Raw genomic sequence first — 14,318 nt, 5'->3', positions numbered from 1 at the left:
CGGCCAGCGGCGGGGATGTCGCGTGGCGCACAGTGGCTGTGGGTCGCGCAGTCTGTTACCCACCGGGCAAGATGTTCCGAACCACACCCCTGAAGGGTCGCCTGAGCTGCGGGGCTCGATCAGCCCGCCCGGGCGCGCCGAGCCGAAGCCAGGAGACGACATGTCCGATTTCAAACCGGGCCTGGAGGGCGTCGTAGCCTTCGAGACCGAGATCGCCGAACCCGACCGCGCGGGGGGATCACTGCGCTACCGGGGCGTGGATATCGAGGACCTGATCGGCCAGGTCTCGTTCGGCAACGTCTGGGCGCTGCTGGTGGACGGCCGGTTCGGCCCGGGCCTGCCGCCGGCCGAGCCGTTCCCGGTGCCGGTGCACTCCGGTGACATCCGCGTCGACGTGCAGTCCGCGGTCGCCATGCTGGCCCCGTACTGGGGGCTCAACCAGCTTCTCGACATCTCCGACGAGCAGGCCCGCGAGGACCTGGCCCGGGTGTCGGTCACCGCGCTGTCCTTCGTCGCCCAGTCGGCGCGCGGCCTGGGCCTGCCGGCCGTGCCGCAGAAGGAGATCGACAAGGCGGAGACCATCGTCGAGCGGTTCATGAAGCGCTGGCGCGGTGAGCCCGACCCGCGGCACGTCAAGGCCGTCGACGCGTACTTCATCTCGGCCGCCGAGCACGGCCTGAACGCCTCCACCTTCACCGCCCGGATCGTCGCCTCCACCGGTGCGGACGCCGCGGCCTGCATCTCCTCCGGCATCGGCGCGCTCTCCGGCCCGCTGCACGGCGGCGCACCGTCCCGGGTGCTCAGCATGCTGGAGGCGGTCGAGCGCAGCGGCGACGCCGACGGGTACGTCAAGGGCGTGCTGGACCGGGGCGAGCGGCTGATGGGCTTCGGCCACCGGGTCTACCGGGCCGAGGACCCCCGCGCCCGCGTGCTGCGGCGTACCGCCAAGGAGCTGGGCGCGCCCCGCTTCGAGGTCGCCGAGGCGCTGGAGAAGGCCGCGCTGGCCGAGCTCCAGGCCCGCCGCCCGGACCGCGTCCTCGCCACGAACGTCGAGTTCTGGTCGGCAGTGGTGCTGGACTTCGCCGAGGTGCCGGCGCACATGTTCACCTCGATGTTCACCTGCGCCCGGATGGGCGGCTGGTCGGCGCACATCCTGGAGCAGAAGAAGCTCCAGCGGCTGGTCCGGCCGTCGGCCACGTACGTCGGCCACGGCCCGCGCAAGCCGCAGCAGGTCGAGGGCTGGGACGCCATCCCGCACGGCGTCTGACGTGTAAGGAAGGGGCCCCGCTTAACGCCTCCGGTAGAGGCGGGGCCCCTTCTTAACGCCCGCCTCCGTGCACACGAGGCGCTGCGCCGCTGTGGCGCACGACTCAGCACCGACCGTGGGACCAGCCGCCGGTCCGGGCCGCCCGGGTGGGAGGATGAAGGCCGGCAGCGCTGCCGGCCGGGTTCGGACCCCGGCCGCCTCGTGCGCCCGGCGCACGCCCGGCCATCGGTCCGCGCCCGCACCAAGGGCTCGTCCCGCCCACGCGGAAGGATCAAGACAACCGTGGCTGACGTACCGACCATCCGGATTCCCGACGAGATCAGGCCCGCCGACGGACGTTTCGGCTGCGGCCCGTCCAAGGTCCGTCCGGCCGCGGTCTCCGCCCTCGCCGACGTCGCCACCAGCTACCTGGGCACGTCGCACCGGCAGAAGACGGTCCGCGACCAGGTGGCCCGGCTGCGCCGCGGCCTGGCCGAGTTCTTCTCCCTGCCCGAGGGGTACGAGGTGGTGCTCGGCAACGGCGGCACCACCGCGTTCTGGGAGGTCGCCACGTTCGGCCTGATCCGTGACCGGGCCCAGTTCGCCAGCTTCGGCGAGTTCGGCGCCAAGTTCGCCAAGTCGGTCGCCGACGCGCCGTTCCTCGGTGAGCCGACCGTCCGCAAGTCCGACGCGGGCAGCGCCCCCACGCTCGTGGCCGAGGCCGGCGTGGACGTCTACGCCACCCCGCACAACGAGACCTCCACCGGCGTCGCGGTGCCGATCAGCCGGGTGGCGGGCGCCGACGAGGGCTCGCTGCTGCTCGTCGACGCCACCTCCGGCGCGGGCGGGCTGGACGTGGACGTCGCCCAGACCGACGTCTACTACTTCGCGCCGCAGAAGTGCTTCGGCTCCGACGGCGGCCTCTGGCTGGCCCTGATGTCGCCGGCCGCGCTGGCCCGGGCCACCGAGGTCAAGCAGTCGGGCCGCTACATCCCGGCCTTCCTCGACCTGGTCACCGCGATCGACAACTCGCGGCTGGAGCAGACGTACAACACCCCGGCGCTGGCGACCATCTTCCTGGCCGCGGAGCAGACCGACTGGATGAACTCCCAGGGCGGGCTGGCCTGGGCGGCCAAGCGCACCGCCGAGAGCGCCGGCATCGTGTACGGCTGGGCCGAGCGCTCGTCGTTCGCCACGCCGTTCGTGTCGGACCCGGCGCTGCGGTCCAACGTGGTCGCCACCGTGGACTTCGCCGACGGGGTGGACGCGACGGCGATCGCCAAGGCGCTGCGCGCCAACGGCATCGTCGACACCGAGCCGTACCGCAAGCTCGGCCGCAACCAGCTACGGGTGGCGCTGTTCCCGGCCGTCGAGCCGGCCGACGTCGAGGCGCTCACCGCGTCCATCGACTACGTGGTCGAGCGACTCTGATCACGCCGTCACGGTGCGTGGTCGTCGGGGCTCCGGCGACCACCCACCGTGATCATTACCGCAGCTCAGTCACGACATGCCGGGGTGTCGCAGTCCCCATCGTCGGGTAGATGAGCGTACGGTGGTGCGAGACGCCCGGGTGGCCGGCTCCCGTGGCGTGACGGCCAGCGAAGCGGGACGGAGGCAAGCCCATGCGCCCAGTACGCTTCGTCGCCCTCTCCGAGGACGGCCAGGCCCTGGTGCTCGCCGACGAGGTGGGGCGCCTGCTGGCGCTGCCCATCGACGAGCGGATCGCGTCGGCGCTGCACGCCGAGCCGGGCGCCCCGCCGCTCGTGGTGGTGCCGAGCGCCACCGACCTGACCCCGTCGCTGTCCCCACGGGACATCCAGGCCCGGATCCGTTCCGGCGAGTCCGCGGAGGACGTCGCCCGCATCGCCGGCGTGCCCGTCGACCGGGTCCTGCGCTACGCCGGCCCGGTGCTCCAGGAACGGGCCATGCTCGCCCAGCACGCCCGGCGCACCCGGCTCAAGGGCGCGGAGAAGCCGACCCCGCTGGCCGAGGTCGTCAACGGCCGGCTGGCCCAGCACGGCATCGACACCGAGAAGATCTCGTGGGACGCCTACCGCCGCGACGACGGCACCTGGCGGATCATCGCGACCTGGCCGTCCGGCAAGGCCACCGCCCAGGCGGTGTGGGATCTGGACAAGACCCGGCAGCACGTCGCCCCGCACGACGACATGGCGCAGTACCTCTGCGCCGAGCGGCCCACGCCGATCCTCGGCCAGGAGCCCGCGCCGGAGCGGGGCGGTCACGCGCTGCCCGGTCCGTCGCGCGGCGAGCCGAGCCGGGGTGGGCACGGCCTGCCGGCCGCCTCCGAGCACGCCCGTCCGGGGCGTGACCCGATCCGCGCCGGCCGGGACGCGCTGCTCGCCTCGCTGGACCGCCCGCTCGGCGGCGCGTCCGGGCGTGGTCTCGACACCCGCTCCCCGGCCGCGCTGGCCGGGCCGGAGGCGCCCCGTCAGCGGGCCGTCGCCGGTGGTGCCGCGGCGCTGCTCGGTGGTGGGCAGGGTTCGGCCTTCGACGACGACTCGGACGCGCCGAAGGAGATCCCTGCCGTACCCTCGCTGGCTGTGCTGCGTCCTCGGCGCACCGGCCCCGCGGCGGCGACCGGCGGTGCGGCCGCGGAGTCCACCGAGGCCGGCGGCAAGCCGCGCAAGCGGCTGCCAAGCTGGGACGACGTGCTGTTCGGCACCGGCCCGGCGGCCCGCGAATCCTCCTGATCCACCGCTCCACCCTGGCCCGTTGAGAGGGCACTCTAAGTGCCGGCGTGCCAGGGTGGAGTCATGGAGTACACGAACCTGGGACGCACCGGTCTGTCCGTGAGCCGACTCTGCCTCGGCACGATGAACTTCGGTCCGCAGACCGACGAGCCGGACAGCTTCGCCATCATGGACCGGGCGCTCGAACACGGGATCAACTTCTTCGACACCGCCAACGTCTACGGCTGGAAGCTCGGTGAGGGCGTCACCGAGCAGATCGTCGGCCGTTGGTTCGCGCAGGGCGGCGGGCGCCGCGACAAGGTCGTCCTCGCCACCAAGGTCTACGGCAAGATGGGCGAGTGGCCCAACGAGCAGGGCCTGAGCGCCCGGCACATCATCCGGGCCTGCGAGGACTCGCTGCGCCGGCTCCAGACCGACACGATCGACCTCTACCAGATGCACCACATCTCGCGGACCACGCCGTGGGAGGAGATCTGGCAGGCGATGGAGACGCTCGTCGCCCAGGGCAAGGTCATCTACGTCGGCTCGTCCAACTTCGCCGGCTGGCACATCGCCCAGGCGCAGGCCGCGGCCGGTAAGCGCAACTTCCTCGGTCTCGTCTCCGAGCAGTGCATCTACAACCTGCTGACCCGGTACGTCGAACTGGAGGTCGTACCGGCCGCGCAGCACTACGGCCTGGGCATCATCCCCTGGTCGCCGCTGCACGGCGGGCTGCTCTCCGGCATCATCCGCAAGATGGCGGAGGGCAGCGCGGCGCGCGGCACCACCGGCCGCTCGGCCGACGCGCTGGCCGAGCACCGCAACACCATCGAGGCGTACGAGAAGCTCTGTGCCGACCTCGGCCACGACCCGGCGGATGTGGCGCTGGCCTGGCTGCTCTCCCGGCCGGGCGTGACCGCCCCGATCGTCGGTCCGCGCACCATGGACCAGCTCGACCGCAACCTCGGCGCCCTCGACGTCCACCTGGACGAGCCCACCCTGACCCGCCTCGACGAACTGTTCCCGCCCGTCGGCAACGGCGGCCCCGGCCCCGAAGCCTGGGCCTGGTAGGTAAGGAAGGGCCCCTTCTTAACGCCTCCGGTAGAGGAGGGGCCCCTTCTTAACGCCCGGCCGGCCGGGTGCAAAGCCCGACCGGGATGCCCAGCCGGCCGACGGCTAGGCGGCGAGCGGCCAGGCCGCCAGGCGGTCGTATCGGACACGCTGACCGAGATGGCTGCGGACCAGCACCAGCTCGGCGGCCGGCCACTGCGGACCGGCGTACCCGTTCAGGGTGTCTCGGTCGGCGCGAATGTCGGCCTCGGGCAGCCGATCGCCCGGGCGAGCGATGGTCAGGTGCGCCCGGAACGGCTTGTCGTCGCAGGGCAGGCCGGCCCGGCGCAGTCCCTGCTGGATCAGCCGGGCCAGTGTGTCCAGCGCATCCGCCTCGCCCCGCACGTCGACCCAGAGCACAGTGGATCCGCCCTGGCCGAAACTGCCCCCGCCGCCGAGGCTCAGCCGGGGCGGCCCGGCGCGGGACTCCCGCAGCGTCCGTGCGGCCATCCTGAGGGCGCTCTGCACGTCGGTCAGGCGGTCGTCCGGCACCTCGCCGAGGAAGGCGAGGGTGAGGTGGAGGTTCGCCGGGTCGGCGAGGCGGGCGTGGCGGGCGCCCGCCACCCGCAGGCCCTTGATCCGGGCGGTCAGATCCGCGACCGCAACGGCAGGCGGGTAGATCGCCGCGAAGAGACGCACCCGCTCAGCGGTGTCGCTGGTGGTGCGCGGCGCGGGCGGCCGGCAGGGTCAGCCCGGCGGCGTGCAGCAGCCCTTCGACGCGTACCCGCTCGATCTCCCGGTCGACGCCGTCCAGTTCGCCGAGATGCTCGGCGATGCCGAGCGCGTGGCAGGCGGCGCGCAGCCGTTCGTCGTACGCCTCGATGACCGCGCCGTGCCACACCACACTGCGGTCGGCGGCGGCGAGCCGGTGGCCGCCGAGGCGGCGCAGGTCGGTGGCGAGCTGTTCCAGCGGACGGCGGCCGCCCTTGTCGAACTCGGTGAGGTCGATGTCGCGGGTCAGCGCCTCGGCCTCGATGGCCCGGTCGAGCCGCGCGATGGTACGGCGTTCCCGACGCTGCTCCCGCCACTCGGCCCAACCGCAGGCGACCCGATCGATGATCTCGTCTGCGCAGAACAGCAGCGCGAGCAGGGCGGGCAGGCAGCAGACGGCGAGGATCGCCAGAGCCAGCAGCAGTCCCTGCCCCACTTCCACACATCGAAGCTAAGCCCTGCCGCACCGGCCCGCCACCCGTTTGGGTAATCGGGCCGGTACGACCGGCTATCGGGGCTACTTGGCGCCGGGTGACACCACGTAGAAGCGGGGCATCGGCAGCATCCGCAGCCGAAGCCGGGCACCGGAGCGGCGCAGTTGCCAGGCGAGCGCCAGCAGCGCGGCGGTCAGCGAGATCAGGCCGCCGGCCCAGATGCTCGCGCCCGCACCGTACGTCTCGGCCACCCAGCCGATCACCGGGGCGCCGACCGGGTTGGTGCCCAGGAACACCAGCACCCACAGCGCCATCACCCGTCCCCGGAAGGACGCGTCGACACCGAGCTGCACCCGCTGGTTTGCCGCCTGGGCGAAGTAGACCATGAAGAACCCGGCGGGCAGGAGCAGCGTCACCACCAGCCAGTACGCCGGGGCGAGCCCGACCAGCGTGCCGAAGGCGGCGCAGCCGATCGCGGCGCCGAGCACCAGCCAGACCGAGGGGCGGCTACGCCGGCCGGTGCCAGCCAGCGCGCCGACCAGCGCTCCGACCGCGAGCGCGGTGCTGAACAGGCCGAACGAGGCGGCGCCGGTGTTGAACACGGTCTTCGCGAGCGCGGCGAGGGTGAGCTGGAAGTTGAACAGGCTCATCCCGATCACCGACATGAGGACCATCGGCAGCAGGATGTCCGGCCGCCGCGCCACGTACCGGAGGCCGTCGACCACCCGGGCCTGGTCCCGCTCGCCGGTCGGCGGCAGGTCCTTGCGGTACAGCTCCTCGGTACGCATCCGGACCACGTTCACCAGCGGGGCGATCGAGCTGAGCGCGGTGACCAGGAAGACCGGGCCGACGTCGACGGCGGCGATGGCCAGGCCGGCGACGGCCGGGCCGACGATCCGGGCGGAGTTGAACACCGCCGCGTTGAGCGAGAGCGCGTTCGGCAGCAGCGACATGCCGACCAGCTCGGAGACGAACGCCTGGCGCACCGGCGTCTCGACCGCGTTGGCGACGCCGAGCAGGGCGGCGAACGTGAAGACGTGCCAGAGCTGCACCAGGCCGGTGAGGACCAGGGCGCTCATGGCGAGCGCCAGCACGGTCCAGAACGCGTTGGCGACGAAGAGCAGCATCCGCTTGTCGTAGCGGTCGGCGAGCCGGCCGGACAGCAGCGTGAGCAGGAGTACGGGGGTGAACTGCAACGCGGTGACCACGCCGAGGGCGGTCGCGGAGTTGTCGCTGAGCTCGAGGACGAGCCAGTCCTGGGCGATGAACATCATCCAGACGCCGATCAGTTTGACCAGCTGTCCGGTGGCGAAGAGTCGGTAGTTACGGACTCGTAGGGACTGGAACATCGTGCTCAGCTTGGCCTGCACTCTAGGTGCGCCTCCTCGCGTCGGTACGTTTCATCCACGAGTGACGAAGCGAACCGCGGGCGGCGGTGTCAGGCGCGAGCGATGCCCTGGAGGATCTCCGCGGCACGCCGTAGCGTGTCGCGTTCGTCCTCGGTCAGTGCGGCCAGCCGGTTGGCCAGCCATTCGTTCCGGGCCCGCTCGAACTGGTCGAGCACGGCCCTTCCCCCTTCGGTAGCCGCCAGTATGACCTGCCGTCCGTCGGTCGGATGGGGAGTCCGCTGCACGAGGCCGCGTTCCTCCAACTTCGCGACGATCTTCGTCATCGTGGGTGGCTGCACCCGTTCGACATCGGCCAGTTCCCGTGGCGTGAGGGCGCCCGCCAGCTTGAGGCTGGTGAGCGCCGACAGCTGGGTGACCGTGAGGTCGCCGACCGGCCGGGCTTGTCGGACCCGCCGGTTGAGCCGGGTGATCGCATCTCGCAACTGAGGGGCCAGTTGCGCCGGTGGCACGCGTTTCGCCGTCACCGTCCGCTCCGTCACAACTAGTTAGCTTAACTAATGAGCCTGGCTAACGACATGCGTTATGACCAGGCTCACCAGCGTCAGAGCAACACGGACTCGACGGGCCCGCGCAGGAAGTACACGACGAACAGCACGGCGACCCCGTACAGCAGGGGGTGGACCTCGCGGGCCTTGCCCTTCGCCACCTTCAGCAGCACGAAGCTGATCACGCCGGCCCCGATGCCGTTCGAGATCGAGTAGGTGAACGGCATCAGCGCGATGGTGAGGAACGCCGGGATGGCGATCTCGTAGTCGGTCCAGTCGATCGTGCGGACCGCCGTCATCATCAGGAAGCCGACCACCACCAGCGCCGTCGACGCGGCCTCGAACGGCACGATCAGCGACAGCGGCGCCAGGAACATGGCGAGCAGGAACAACACGCCGGTGACCAGGTTGGCCACGCCGGTCCGGGCGCCCTCCGCGACGCCTGCGGCGCTCTCGATGTACGAGGTGTTGCTGGACACCGAGGCCGCGCCACCAGCGGCGGCGGCGATCGAGTCGACGAGCAGGATCTCCTTGGCCTTCGGCGGGGTGCCCGTCTCGTCGAGCATGTCCCCTTCCTGACCGATCGCGACCATCGTGCCCATGGTGTCGAAGAAGTCCGTGATCAGCAGGGTGAAGATGAACATCAGCGGCACCAGCCAGCCGACCCGGCTCCACGAGTTCAGCACGTTGAACTGACCCAGCAACGACAGGTCGGGCACGTCCACGATCTGCTTCGGCAGCTCGGGAACGTTCAGCGACCAGCCCTTCGGGTTCGGCTTGCCGTCGACGAAGGACGGGCCGACCTTGGCGACCGCCTCGACCACGATGGCCAGCACGGTGGAGGCCAGGATGCCGATCAGGATCGCGCCCCGGACCCGGCGCACCACGAGCACCAGGGTGATCAGCAGGCCGACCACGAAGACGAGCATCGGCCAGCTGACGATCTTGCCGTTGATGCCCAGCCCGACCGGCACCGTCGAGTTCGCCGCGTCCGGCACCCGCCTGACGAAACCGGCGTCGACCAGGCCGATGATGGTCAGGAACAGACCGATGCCGACACCGATCGCGGTCTTGAGCTGCGTCGGCACCGAGCGGAACACCGCGGTACGCAGCCCGGTGAGCACCAGGATGCCGATCAGCACACCCTCGATGACCACCAGGCCCATCGCGTCCGCCCAGGTCATCTGCGGCGCGATCTCGTACGCCACGAGCGCGTTCACGCCCAGGCCGGCGGCGAGCGCGATCGGGAACCGGGCCACCACGCCCATCAGGATCGTCATCAGGCCGGCGACCAGGGCGGTCGCCGCGGCGAGCGCCGGAATGGCGAGCGAACGCCCGTCACCGTCCTTCCCGCTGCCCAGGATCAGCGGGTTCAACACCACGATGTACGCCATCGTGAAGAACGTGGCGAGGCCGCCTCGGATCTCACGGCTCAGCGTCGACCCGCGAGCCGAGATCAGGAAGAAGCGGTCGAAGGCGTTTCGTGGGTGCGCGGGATCGGGCGGCGTGCCGTGATCCGGCGGCGGAGCAATGGACATCGGGTCCTCATCTAGGTCATCGACTGGATTTTGTCGCGCGCATCGTCCCAGATCACCCGCCTGGCAGGGAAGAACGATCACGTACGCTGGGCCAGTGTCACAGGAGCAACAGCCGCGGCCGGAGCCGCTCGACCCGCCGATGGTGCCGTTCGCCGTCGCCGGGCTGATCGCCTGGGCGGTGGCCGGCCTGGTGCTACTGATCTTCTTCCGGGACTGGCTCACCGAATCCGGGCGTCAGAACTGGCTCTGGACCTGCCTCGCCGGTTTCCTGTGGGGCTTTCCCGGCCTGGCGGTGATGATGCGGCACGACGCCAACCGGCGCCGCCGACGCGCTGCCGCCGGGCGGCGGCAGCACTGACCGATCAGGGGTGGCCGTACGGCTCCGCCGGCTCGGCCGCCTCCACCGAGCCCGGGGCCCGGCTGACAGTCATCGCCTCGACCGCGCTGTCGTCGTAGACGGTGGGCAGTTCGTCGACTGGCGTCTCCGGCGTCTCCACAAGCGTCTCGGAGTGCGCGCCGCACCCGTGGTCGGCGCTCACCACCCGGCCGTCGTCCGGGGCGTAGAAGTTGCCGCAGGCGCCGAAGGCCAGGCGCAGCGAACCGGCCAGCGGCAGGTAGAAGCCGCAGGTGCCGCAGCGGGCGGCGGCCGGCGCGGCGACCGAGATCGCGGCGTCCGGGCCGTGGTCACCGTCGTACCAGCGCTGGGCGGCCTCGGCACGGCCCTCCCGGGACAGCACCCGGGGCCGGCCCAGGCCGAGCTCCCAGGCGGTCTCCTCCACTGCCGGATCGTCGGAGAGCAGGTAGCCGGGGGCGAGCCGCTCGTCGTCGGCCGGGGTGGGCAGCAGGTCACCCGGGCCCAGGTCGCCCGGCTTGAGCCGCTCCTGCCACGGCAGCCAGCCCGGGGCGAGCAGCGCGTCCGGGCCCGGTAGCAGCACCGTCTCGCAGACGGTGACGTGGCGGCTGCGCGGCACCCGGGTCACCGTGACGGCCCAGCGCCAGCCGCGGTAACCGGCCATCCGGCACTCGAAGTAGTGGGTGACGACCCGATCGCCCTCGGCGACCGCCTGGAGATGATCGCCGATGTCGGTGGGCTCCACCTCGGTGATCGCGTCGCGGGCCACCTCGACGGCGGCGGCGCAGACCTGGTCGAGCCGGGGAGCGCGGGCGGAGGCGGGCCTGGTCACCGGACCATTGTTCCCCATGCCCGTCCACGGGCGACAGGCACTCCCCGGAGTCATTCTCTCCGGGTGATGCGGCGCACGTGGAGCGGATGGGCGAGGATGGGACGCATGGCGCTGTCCTCCCGCTCCGGCCGCTCCTTTCTCGGGCGGACCGTCGGCACCGGCATCCGCGCCACCCGGCTGCTGCTGCGGGGCTCGCTGCACGGTGGGCGCTGGATGACCCGGCGGGCCGGCACCGCCCGGGCCCGAAGCGCGGGCAACGAGGTGGGCATGGTCCGCCTGTTCGACCTGCACGCGCTCTCCTGCGCCGGTGACACGCTCATCGCGATCGGCCTGGCCGGGACGATCTTCTTCGACGTGCCGCTGGGCGAGGCGCGCAACAAGGTGGCCCTCTACCTGCTGGTGACCATGGTCCCGTTCGCCATGCTCGCCCCGGTGGTCGGCCCGCTGCTCGACCACTTCCGCCACGGCCGGCGGTACGCGCTCGCCACCACCATGCTCGGCCGGGCGTTCCTGGCGTGGCTGATCTCCGACTACATCGGCGGTTTCGGGCTCTACCCGGCGGCGTTCGGCGTGCTCGCGCTCTCCCGGGCATACGGTGTGGCCCGCTCGGCGGCGGTCCCCCGGCTGCTCCCCGAAGGGCTGGGGCTGTCCCAGGTAGGGGCGCGCGCGAGCGTCTACGGCACGGTGGCCGGCGCGCTCGTCGCGCCGATCGGGCTGGCCGCGTTCTGGTTCGGGCCGCAGTGGCCGCTGCGGGTCGCCTCGGTGATCTTCCTGATCGGCATGGTGATCTCGCTCCGGCTGCCGCCGAAGGCCGACTCCGAGCCGCCCGAGCGGATGCCGCACCCGCTGCGCGCGCTGCGCCGCCGCGACGGCGAGCGCCCGCTGGGCCGGGGCCGCCCCAGCGGACGGCTGGTGATCGCCACGCTGATCGGCGCGGCGGCGCTGCGCGGGCTCTACGGCTTCCTGCTGCTGTTCCTGGCCTTCGCGATCAAGGCCGGTGACCTGACCACCGACTTCTTCGGCCGCGACCTCGGCGCCCAGGGCGCGCTGGGCCTGGTCGGCGGCGCGCTGGCGGTAGGCACGTTCCTCGCCACCGCGCTCGGCACCCGGCTGCGCATCCACCGGCCGACAGCGCTCCAGTCGAGCGGCACGATAGTGGTGGCCGGTGTGGCGGTGCTCGCCGCGCTGAAGTTCTCGCTGCCGATGGTGGCGCTGCTCTGCCTGGTGGCGGCCATGATGAGCGGGATCGCCAAGCTCGCGGTGGACGCCTCGATCCAGGAACGCATCCCGGAGCGGCTGCGCGCCAGCTCGTTCGCACACTCGGAGACCGCGCTGATGCTGGCGTTCGTGGCCGGCGGCGGGCTCGGGCTGGTGCCGTTCACCGGCCTGATCGGCGTGACGGTGGCCGCCGCGGTGGCCGCGCTGGTGGCCGTACGCGGCGTGCTCGTCGCCGGCAAGCTGCGCGGTGAGCACCTGGCCGGCCGGCCGCTCGGCGACGAGGAGCTGGCCGCGGAGCAGGCGACCCGCGACGAGAAACCGGCCACCACCTCGCTCGACGACCCGGCGCCCACCTCACCGGCGCCCCAGCGCTCCGGCCCGCCGCCGGACGACGAGGGGCTGGCACCGCCCGGCTTCCACATCTACCGGCCGTCCTCCTCGGTGGGCGGCCCGGGCGGCGTCGAGGACACCGAGCGGCGTGATCCCCGGGGGCCGGTGGCGTGAGCGGTCTGCTCGTGGTCACTGCCGTGCCGGCAGAGGCCGAGGCGATCCGTGCCGGCCTCACCGCACCGGCAGCGCCGGACATGACGGTGCCGCCGGGCGGGACGGCATCGCCGGACGTGACGGTGCTGCCCGTCGGGGTCGGCCCGGCCGTCGCCGGGGCCGCCACGGCACGGCTGCTGGCGCTGGCCGAGGCGGCCGGGCGGCCGTACCGGGCGGTGGTCAGCGCCGGCATCGCCGGAGGGTTCGTCGGCCGGGTCGCGGTGGGCGGCACGGTGCTCGCCGACCGCAGCGTCGCCGCCGACCTCGGCGCCGAGTCGCCCGCCGGTTTCATCCCGGTCGAGGACCTGGGCATGCCCCCCGAGTTGCTGGGCGGCGGCCGGATCGTCGCCGCCGACCCGGGCCTGCTGGCCCGTCTGCGCGCCGCGCTGCCGGGGGCCACCGTCGGCACGGTGCTCACCGTCAGCACGGTGACCGGCACCGCCGCCAGCACGGCGGCGCTCGCCGAACGGCACCCGGACGCGGTGGCCGAGGCCATGGAGGGGTACGGCGTGGCGGTCGCCGCCGCCCAGGCCGCCGTGCCCTTCGCCGAGCTGCGGACCGTCTCCAACCCGATCGGCCCGCGCGACCGGAGCGCGTGGCGGATGCGGGAGGCGTTCGCCGCGCTCACCGCCGCGGCGGCCGCCCTCCACTGATCCCGTCCACCTGTGGATAACCCTGTGGAGAAGTCGTCGGGCTGGGGACGGCGGGCTCAGATCGTGATGACGACCTTGGCTCGTGCGTGCTCGGTTTCGAGGTAGCGGACTGCCTCGGGCACCTCGGGCAGCGAATACGTCCGGTCGACCGCAGGGGTGAGCCGGCCGGCCTCGGCGTGCTCGCGCAGCACGTCGAGGTGCGCCCGGCCGGGTGAGGTGGCGAGGACGACGACGCGCTGGCTGATGACCGGCGCGACCAGCCGTCCCCGCGCCAGCAGCCCGATCGGGCCGAGAAGGCTGCCGCCCCGGTAGACGCCACCACCGGAGAGCACGAGCGTCCCGCCCGGCGTGAGCGCCCGCCGCAACGCGGTCAGGGGGCGGTTGCCGACCAGGTCGAACACCACGTCGTGGCGGCGCCCGTCGCGGGTGAAGTCGTCGTGGGTGTAGTCGACCACGTGGTCGGCGCCCAGGGAGCGGACCAGCGCGACGTTGCGGGTGCGGCACACGCCTGTCACCGTCGCGCCGAGCGCCTTCGCCAACTGGACGGCGAGCGTGCCGACGCCGCCGGAGGCCCCGTTGATCAGGACGCGGTGGCCGGGCCGGACCCGCCCGGCGTCGCGCAGCCCTTGCAGCGCGGTGACGCCTGCCAGCGGCAGCGCCGCCGCCTGCGCCGGGGTCAGGTTCGCCGGCCGCGGCGCGACCAGGTGCTCGGGCACGCACACGTACTCGGCGAACGCGCCGTCGGCCTCGCCGAGGTCGCCGAAGACGGCGTCGCCGGGGCGTACCTGCCGCACCTGGGCGCCGACCGCCTCGACCCGGCCGGCGAAGTCGCGGCCCCGGATGCGGGCCCGGGGCCGCGCGAGGCCGAGCGCCAGCCGCGACAGCCGGGGGTCGCCGCGCATGACGTGCCAGTCGTACGCGTTCAGCGCGGCTGCCTCGACCCGGACGAGGACGTCGCCGGGGCCGGGCGCGGGCGTCTCGACGTCGGCGAGCACGAGTGTCTCCGGTGGGCCGTACCGGTCCTGGACGATCGCCTTCATGTCGCCACTCCCTCCCAGGTGTACGGCGTACACCATGATGGGACAAGGCTAGGTGTA

At 72.7% G+C, this 14,318-nt stretch carries 14 protein-coding genes; 7 read left to right on the top strand and 7 right to left on the bottom strand.

Going from position 1 to position 14,318, the window contains the following annotated elements:
• The first annotated feature begins 160 nt into the window (after window positions 1-160).
• From AB0B20_RS10700 to AB0B20_RS10685, 4 genes are all read left to right on the top strand, one after another.
• A complete protein-coding gene (locus tag AB0B20_RS10700; protein WP_013283721.1) occupies window positions 161-1,267 on the top strand; it encodes a citrate synthase 2 in 1,107 nt (368 codons plus the stop codon).
• A gap of 282 nt (window positions 1,268-1,549) precedes the next feature.
• Window positions 1,550-2,677 carry a phosphoserine transaminase gene (gene serC / locus AB0B20_RS10695; RefSeq protein WP_357469846.1) on the top strand — a complete coding sequence of 376 codons (1,128 nt, stop codon included), beginning with the start codon at window positions 1,550-1,552 and terminating at the stop codon, window positions 2,675-2,677.
• 191 nt (window positions 2,678-2,868) lie between these two features.
• Window positions 2,869-3,957: a septation protein SepH gene (sepH, locus tag AB0B20_RS10690; protein ID WP_357469843.1), complete on the top strand. Its 1,089-nt coding sequence runs from the start codon at window positions 2,869-2,871 to the stop codon at window positions 3,955-3,957.
• Between the two features lie 63 nt (window positions 3,958-4,020).
• Window positions 4,021-5,007: an aldo/keto reductase gene (locus tag AB0B20_RS10685; RefSeq protein ID WP_357469840.1), complete on the top strand. Its 987-nt coding sequence runs from the start codon at window positions 4,021-4,023 to the stop codon at window positions 5,005-5,007.
• 105 nt (window positions 5,008-5,112) lie between these two features.
• Here the strand turns inward: AB0B20_RS10685 and thpR are convergent, their stop codons facing one another.
• From thpR to AB0B20_RS10660, 5 genes are all read right to left on the bottom strand, one after another.
• Entirely contained in the window at window positions 5,113-5,685 is a 573-nt protein-coding gene (gene thpR / locus AB0B20_RS10680; protein ID WP_357387591.1) for an RNA 2',3'-cyclic phosphodiesterase, read from the bottom strand.
• 4 nt (window positions 5,686-5,689) lie between these two features.
• Window positions 5,690-6,199, bottom strand: a complete 510-nt coding sequence (locus AB0B20_RS10675) for a hypothetical protein (RefSeq protein ID WP_357387589.1) — start codon at window positions 6,197-6,199, stop codon at window positions 5,690-5,692.
• A 75-nt stretch (window positions 6,200-6,274) separates the two neighbouring features.
• Window positions 6,275-7,561 carry an MFS transporter gene (locus AB0B20_RS10670; RefSeq protein WP_357387587.1) on the bottom strand — a complete coding sequence of 429 codons (1,287 nt, stop codon included), beginning with the start codon at window positions 7,559-7,561 and terminating at the stop codon, window positions 6,275-6,277.
• Between the two features lie 68 nt (window positions 7,562-7,629).
• Entirely contained in the window at window positions 7,630-8,079 is a 450-nt protein-coding gene (locus tag AB0B20_RS10665; RefSeq protein ID WP_357387585.1) for a MarR family transcriptional regulator, read from the bottom strand.
• Window positions 8,080-8,141: 62 nt separating this feature from the next.
• Window positions 8,142-9,623, bottom strand: a complete 1,482-nt coding sequence (locus AB0B20_RS10660) for an NCS2 family permease (RefSeq protein WP_357387583.1) — start codon at window positions 9,621-9,623, stop codon at window positions 8,142-8,144.
• 94 nt (window positions 9,624-9,717) lie between these two features.
• On the opposite strand from AB0B20_RS10660, the gene AB0B20_RS10655 reads away from it, so the two are divergent.
• Window positions 9,718-9,981: a DUF2530 domain-containing protein gene (locus tag AB0B20_RS10655; protein WP_357387581.1), complete on the top strand. Its 264-nt coding sequence runs from the start codon at window positions 9,718-9,720 to the stop codon at window positions 9,979-9,981.
• A gap of 4 nt (window positions 9,982-9,985) precedes the next feature.
• Here AB0B20_RS10655 and AB0B20_RS10650 read toward each other — a convergent pair whose 3' ends face one another.
• Complete coding sequence (locus tag AB0B20_RS10650; RefSeq protein WP_357469838.1) at window positions 9,986-10,825, bottom strand: DUF3027 domain-containing protein; 840 nt, start codon at window positions 10,823-10,825, stop codon at window positions 9,986-9,988.
• An 87-nt stretch (window positions 10,826-10,912) separates the two neighbouring features.
• On the opposite strand from AB0B20_RS10650, the gene AB0B20_RS10645 reads away from it, so the two are divergent.
• A complete protein-coding gene (locus tag AB0B20_RS10645) occupies window positions 10,913-12,529 on the top strand; it encodes an MFS transporter (protein WP_357469835.1) in 1,617 nt (538 codons plus the stop codon).
• Window positions 12,526-13,221: a futalosine hydrolase gene (locus AB0B20_RS10640; protein ID WP_357469832.1), complete on the top strand. Its 696-nt coding sequence runs from the start codon at window positions 12,526-12,528 to the stop codon at window positions 13,219-13,221. The genes AB0B20_RS10645 and AB0B20_RS10640 overlap by 4 nt, the downstream gene beginning before the upstream one ends.
• Before the next feature lie 56 nt (window positions 13,222-13,277).
• Here the strand turns inward: AB0B20_RS10640 and AB0B20_RS10635 are convergent, their stop codons facing one another.
• On the bottom strand, window positions 13,278-14,261 hold the full coding sequence (locus AB0B20_RS10635; RefSeq protein WP_357469829.1) for an NAD(P)-dependent alcohol dehydrogenase: 984 nt from the start codon (window positions 14,259-14,261) through the stop codon (window positions 13,278-13,280).
• Window positions 14,262-14,318: the final 57 nt, after the last annotated feature.

Source organism: Micromonospora sp. NPDC049151 (assembly GCF_040648395.1).
Classification (GTDB): Bacteria; Actinomycetota; Actinomycetes; order Mycobacteriales; family Micromonosporaceae; genus Micromonospora.
Note: the sequence above shows the minus strand (reverse complement) of the source record. Positions and strands in the feature narration are given on the sequence as shown.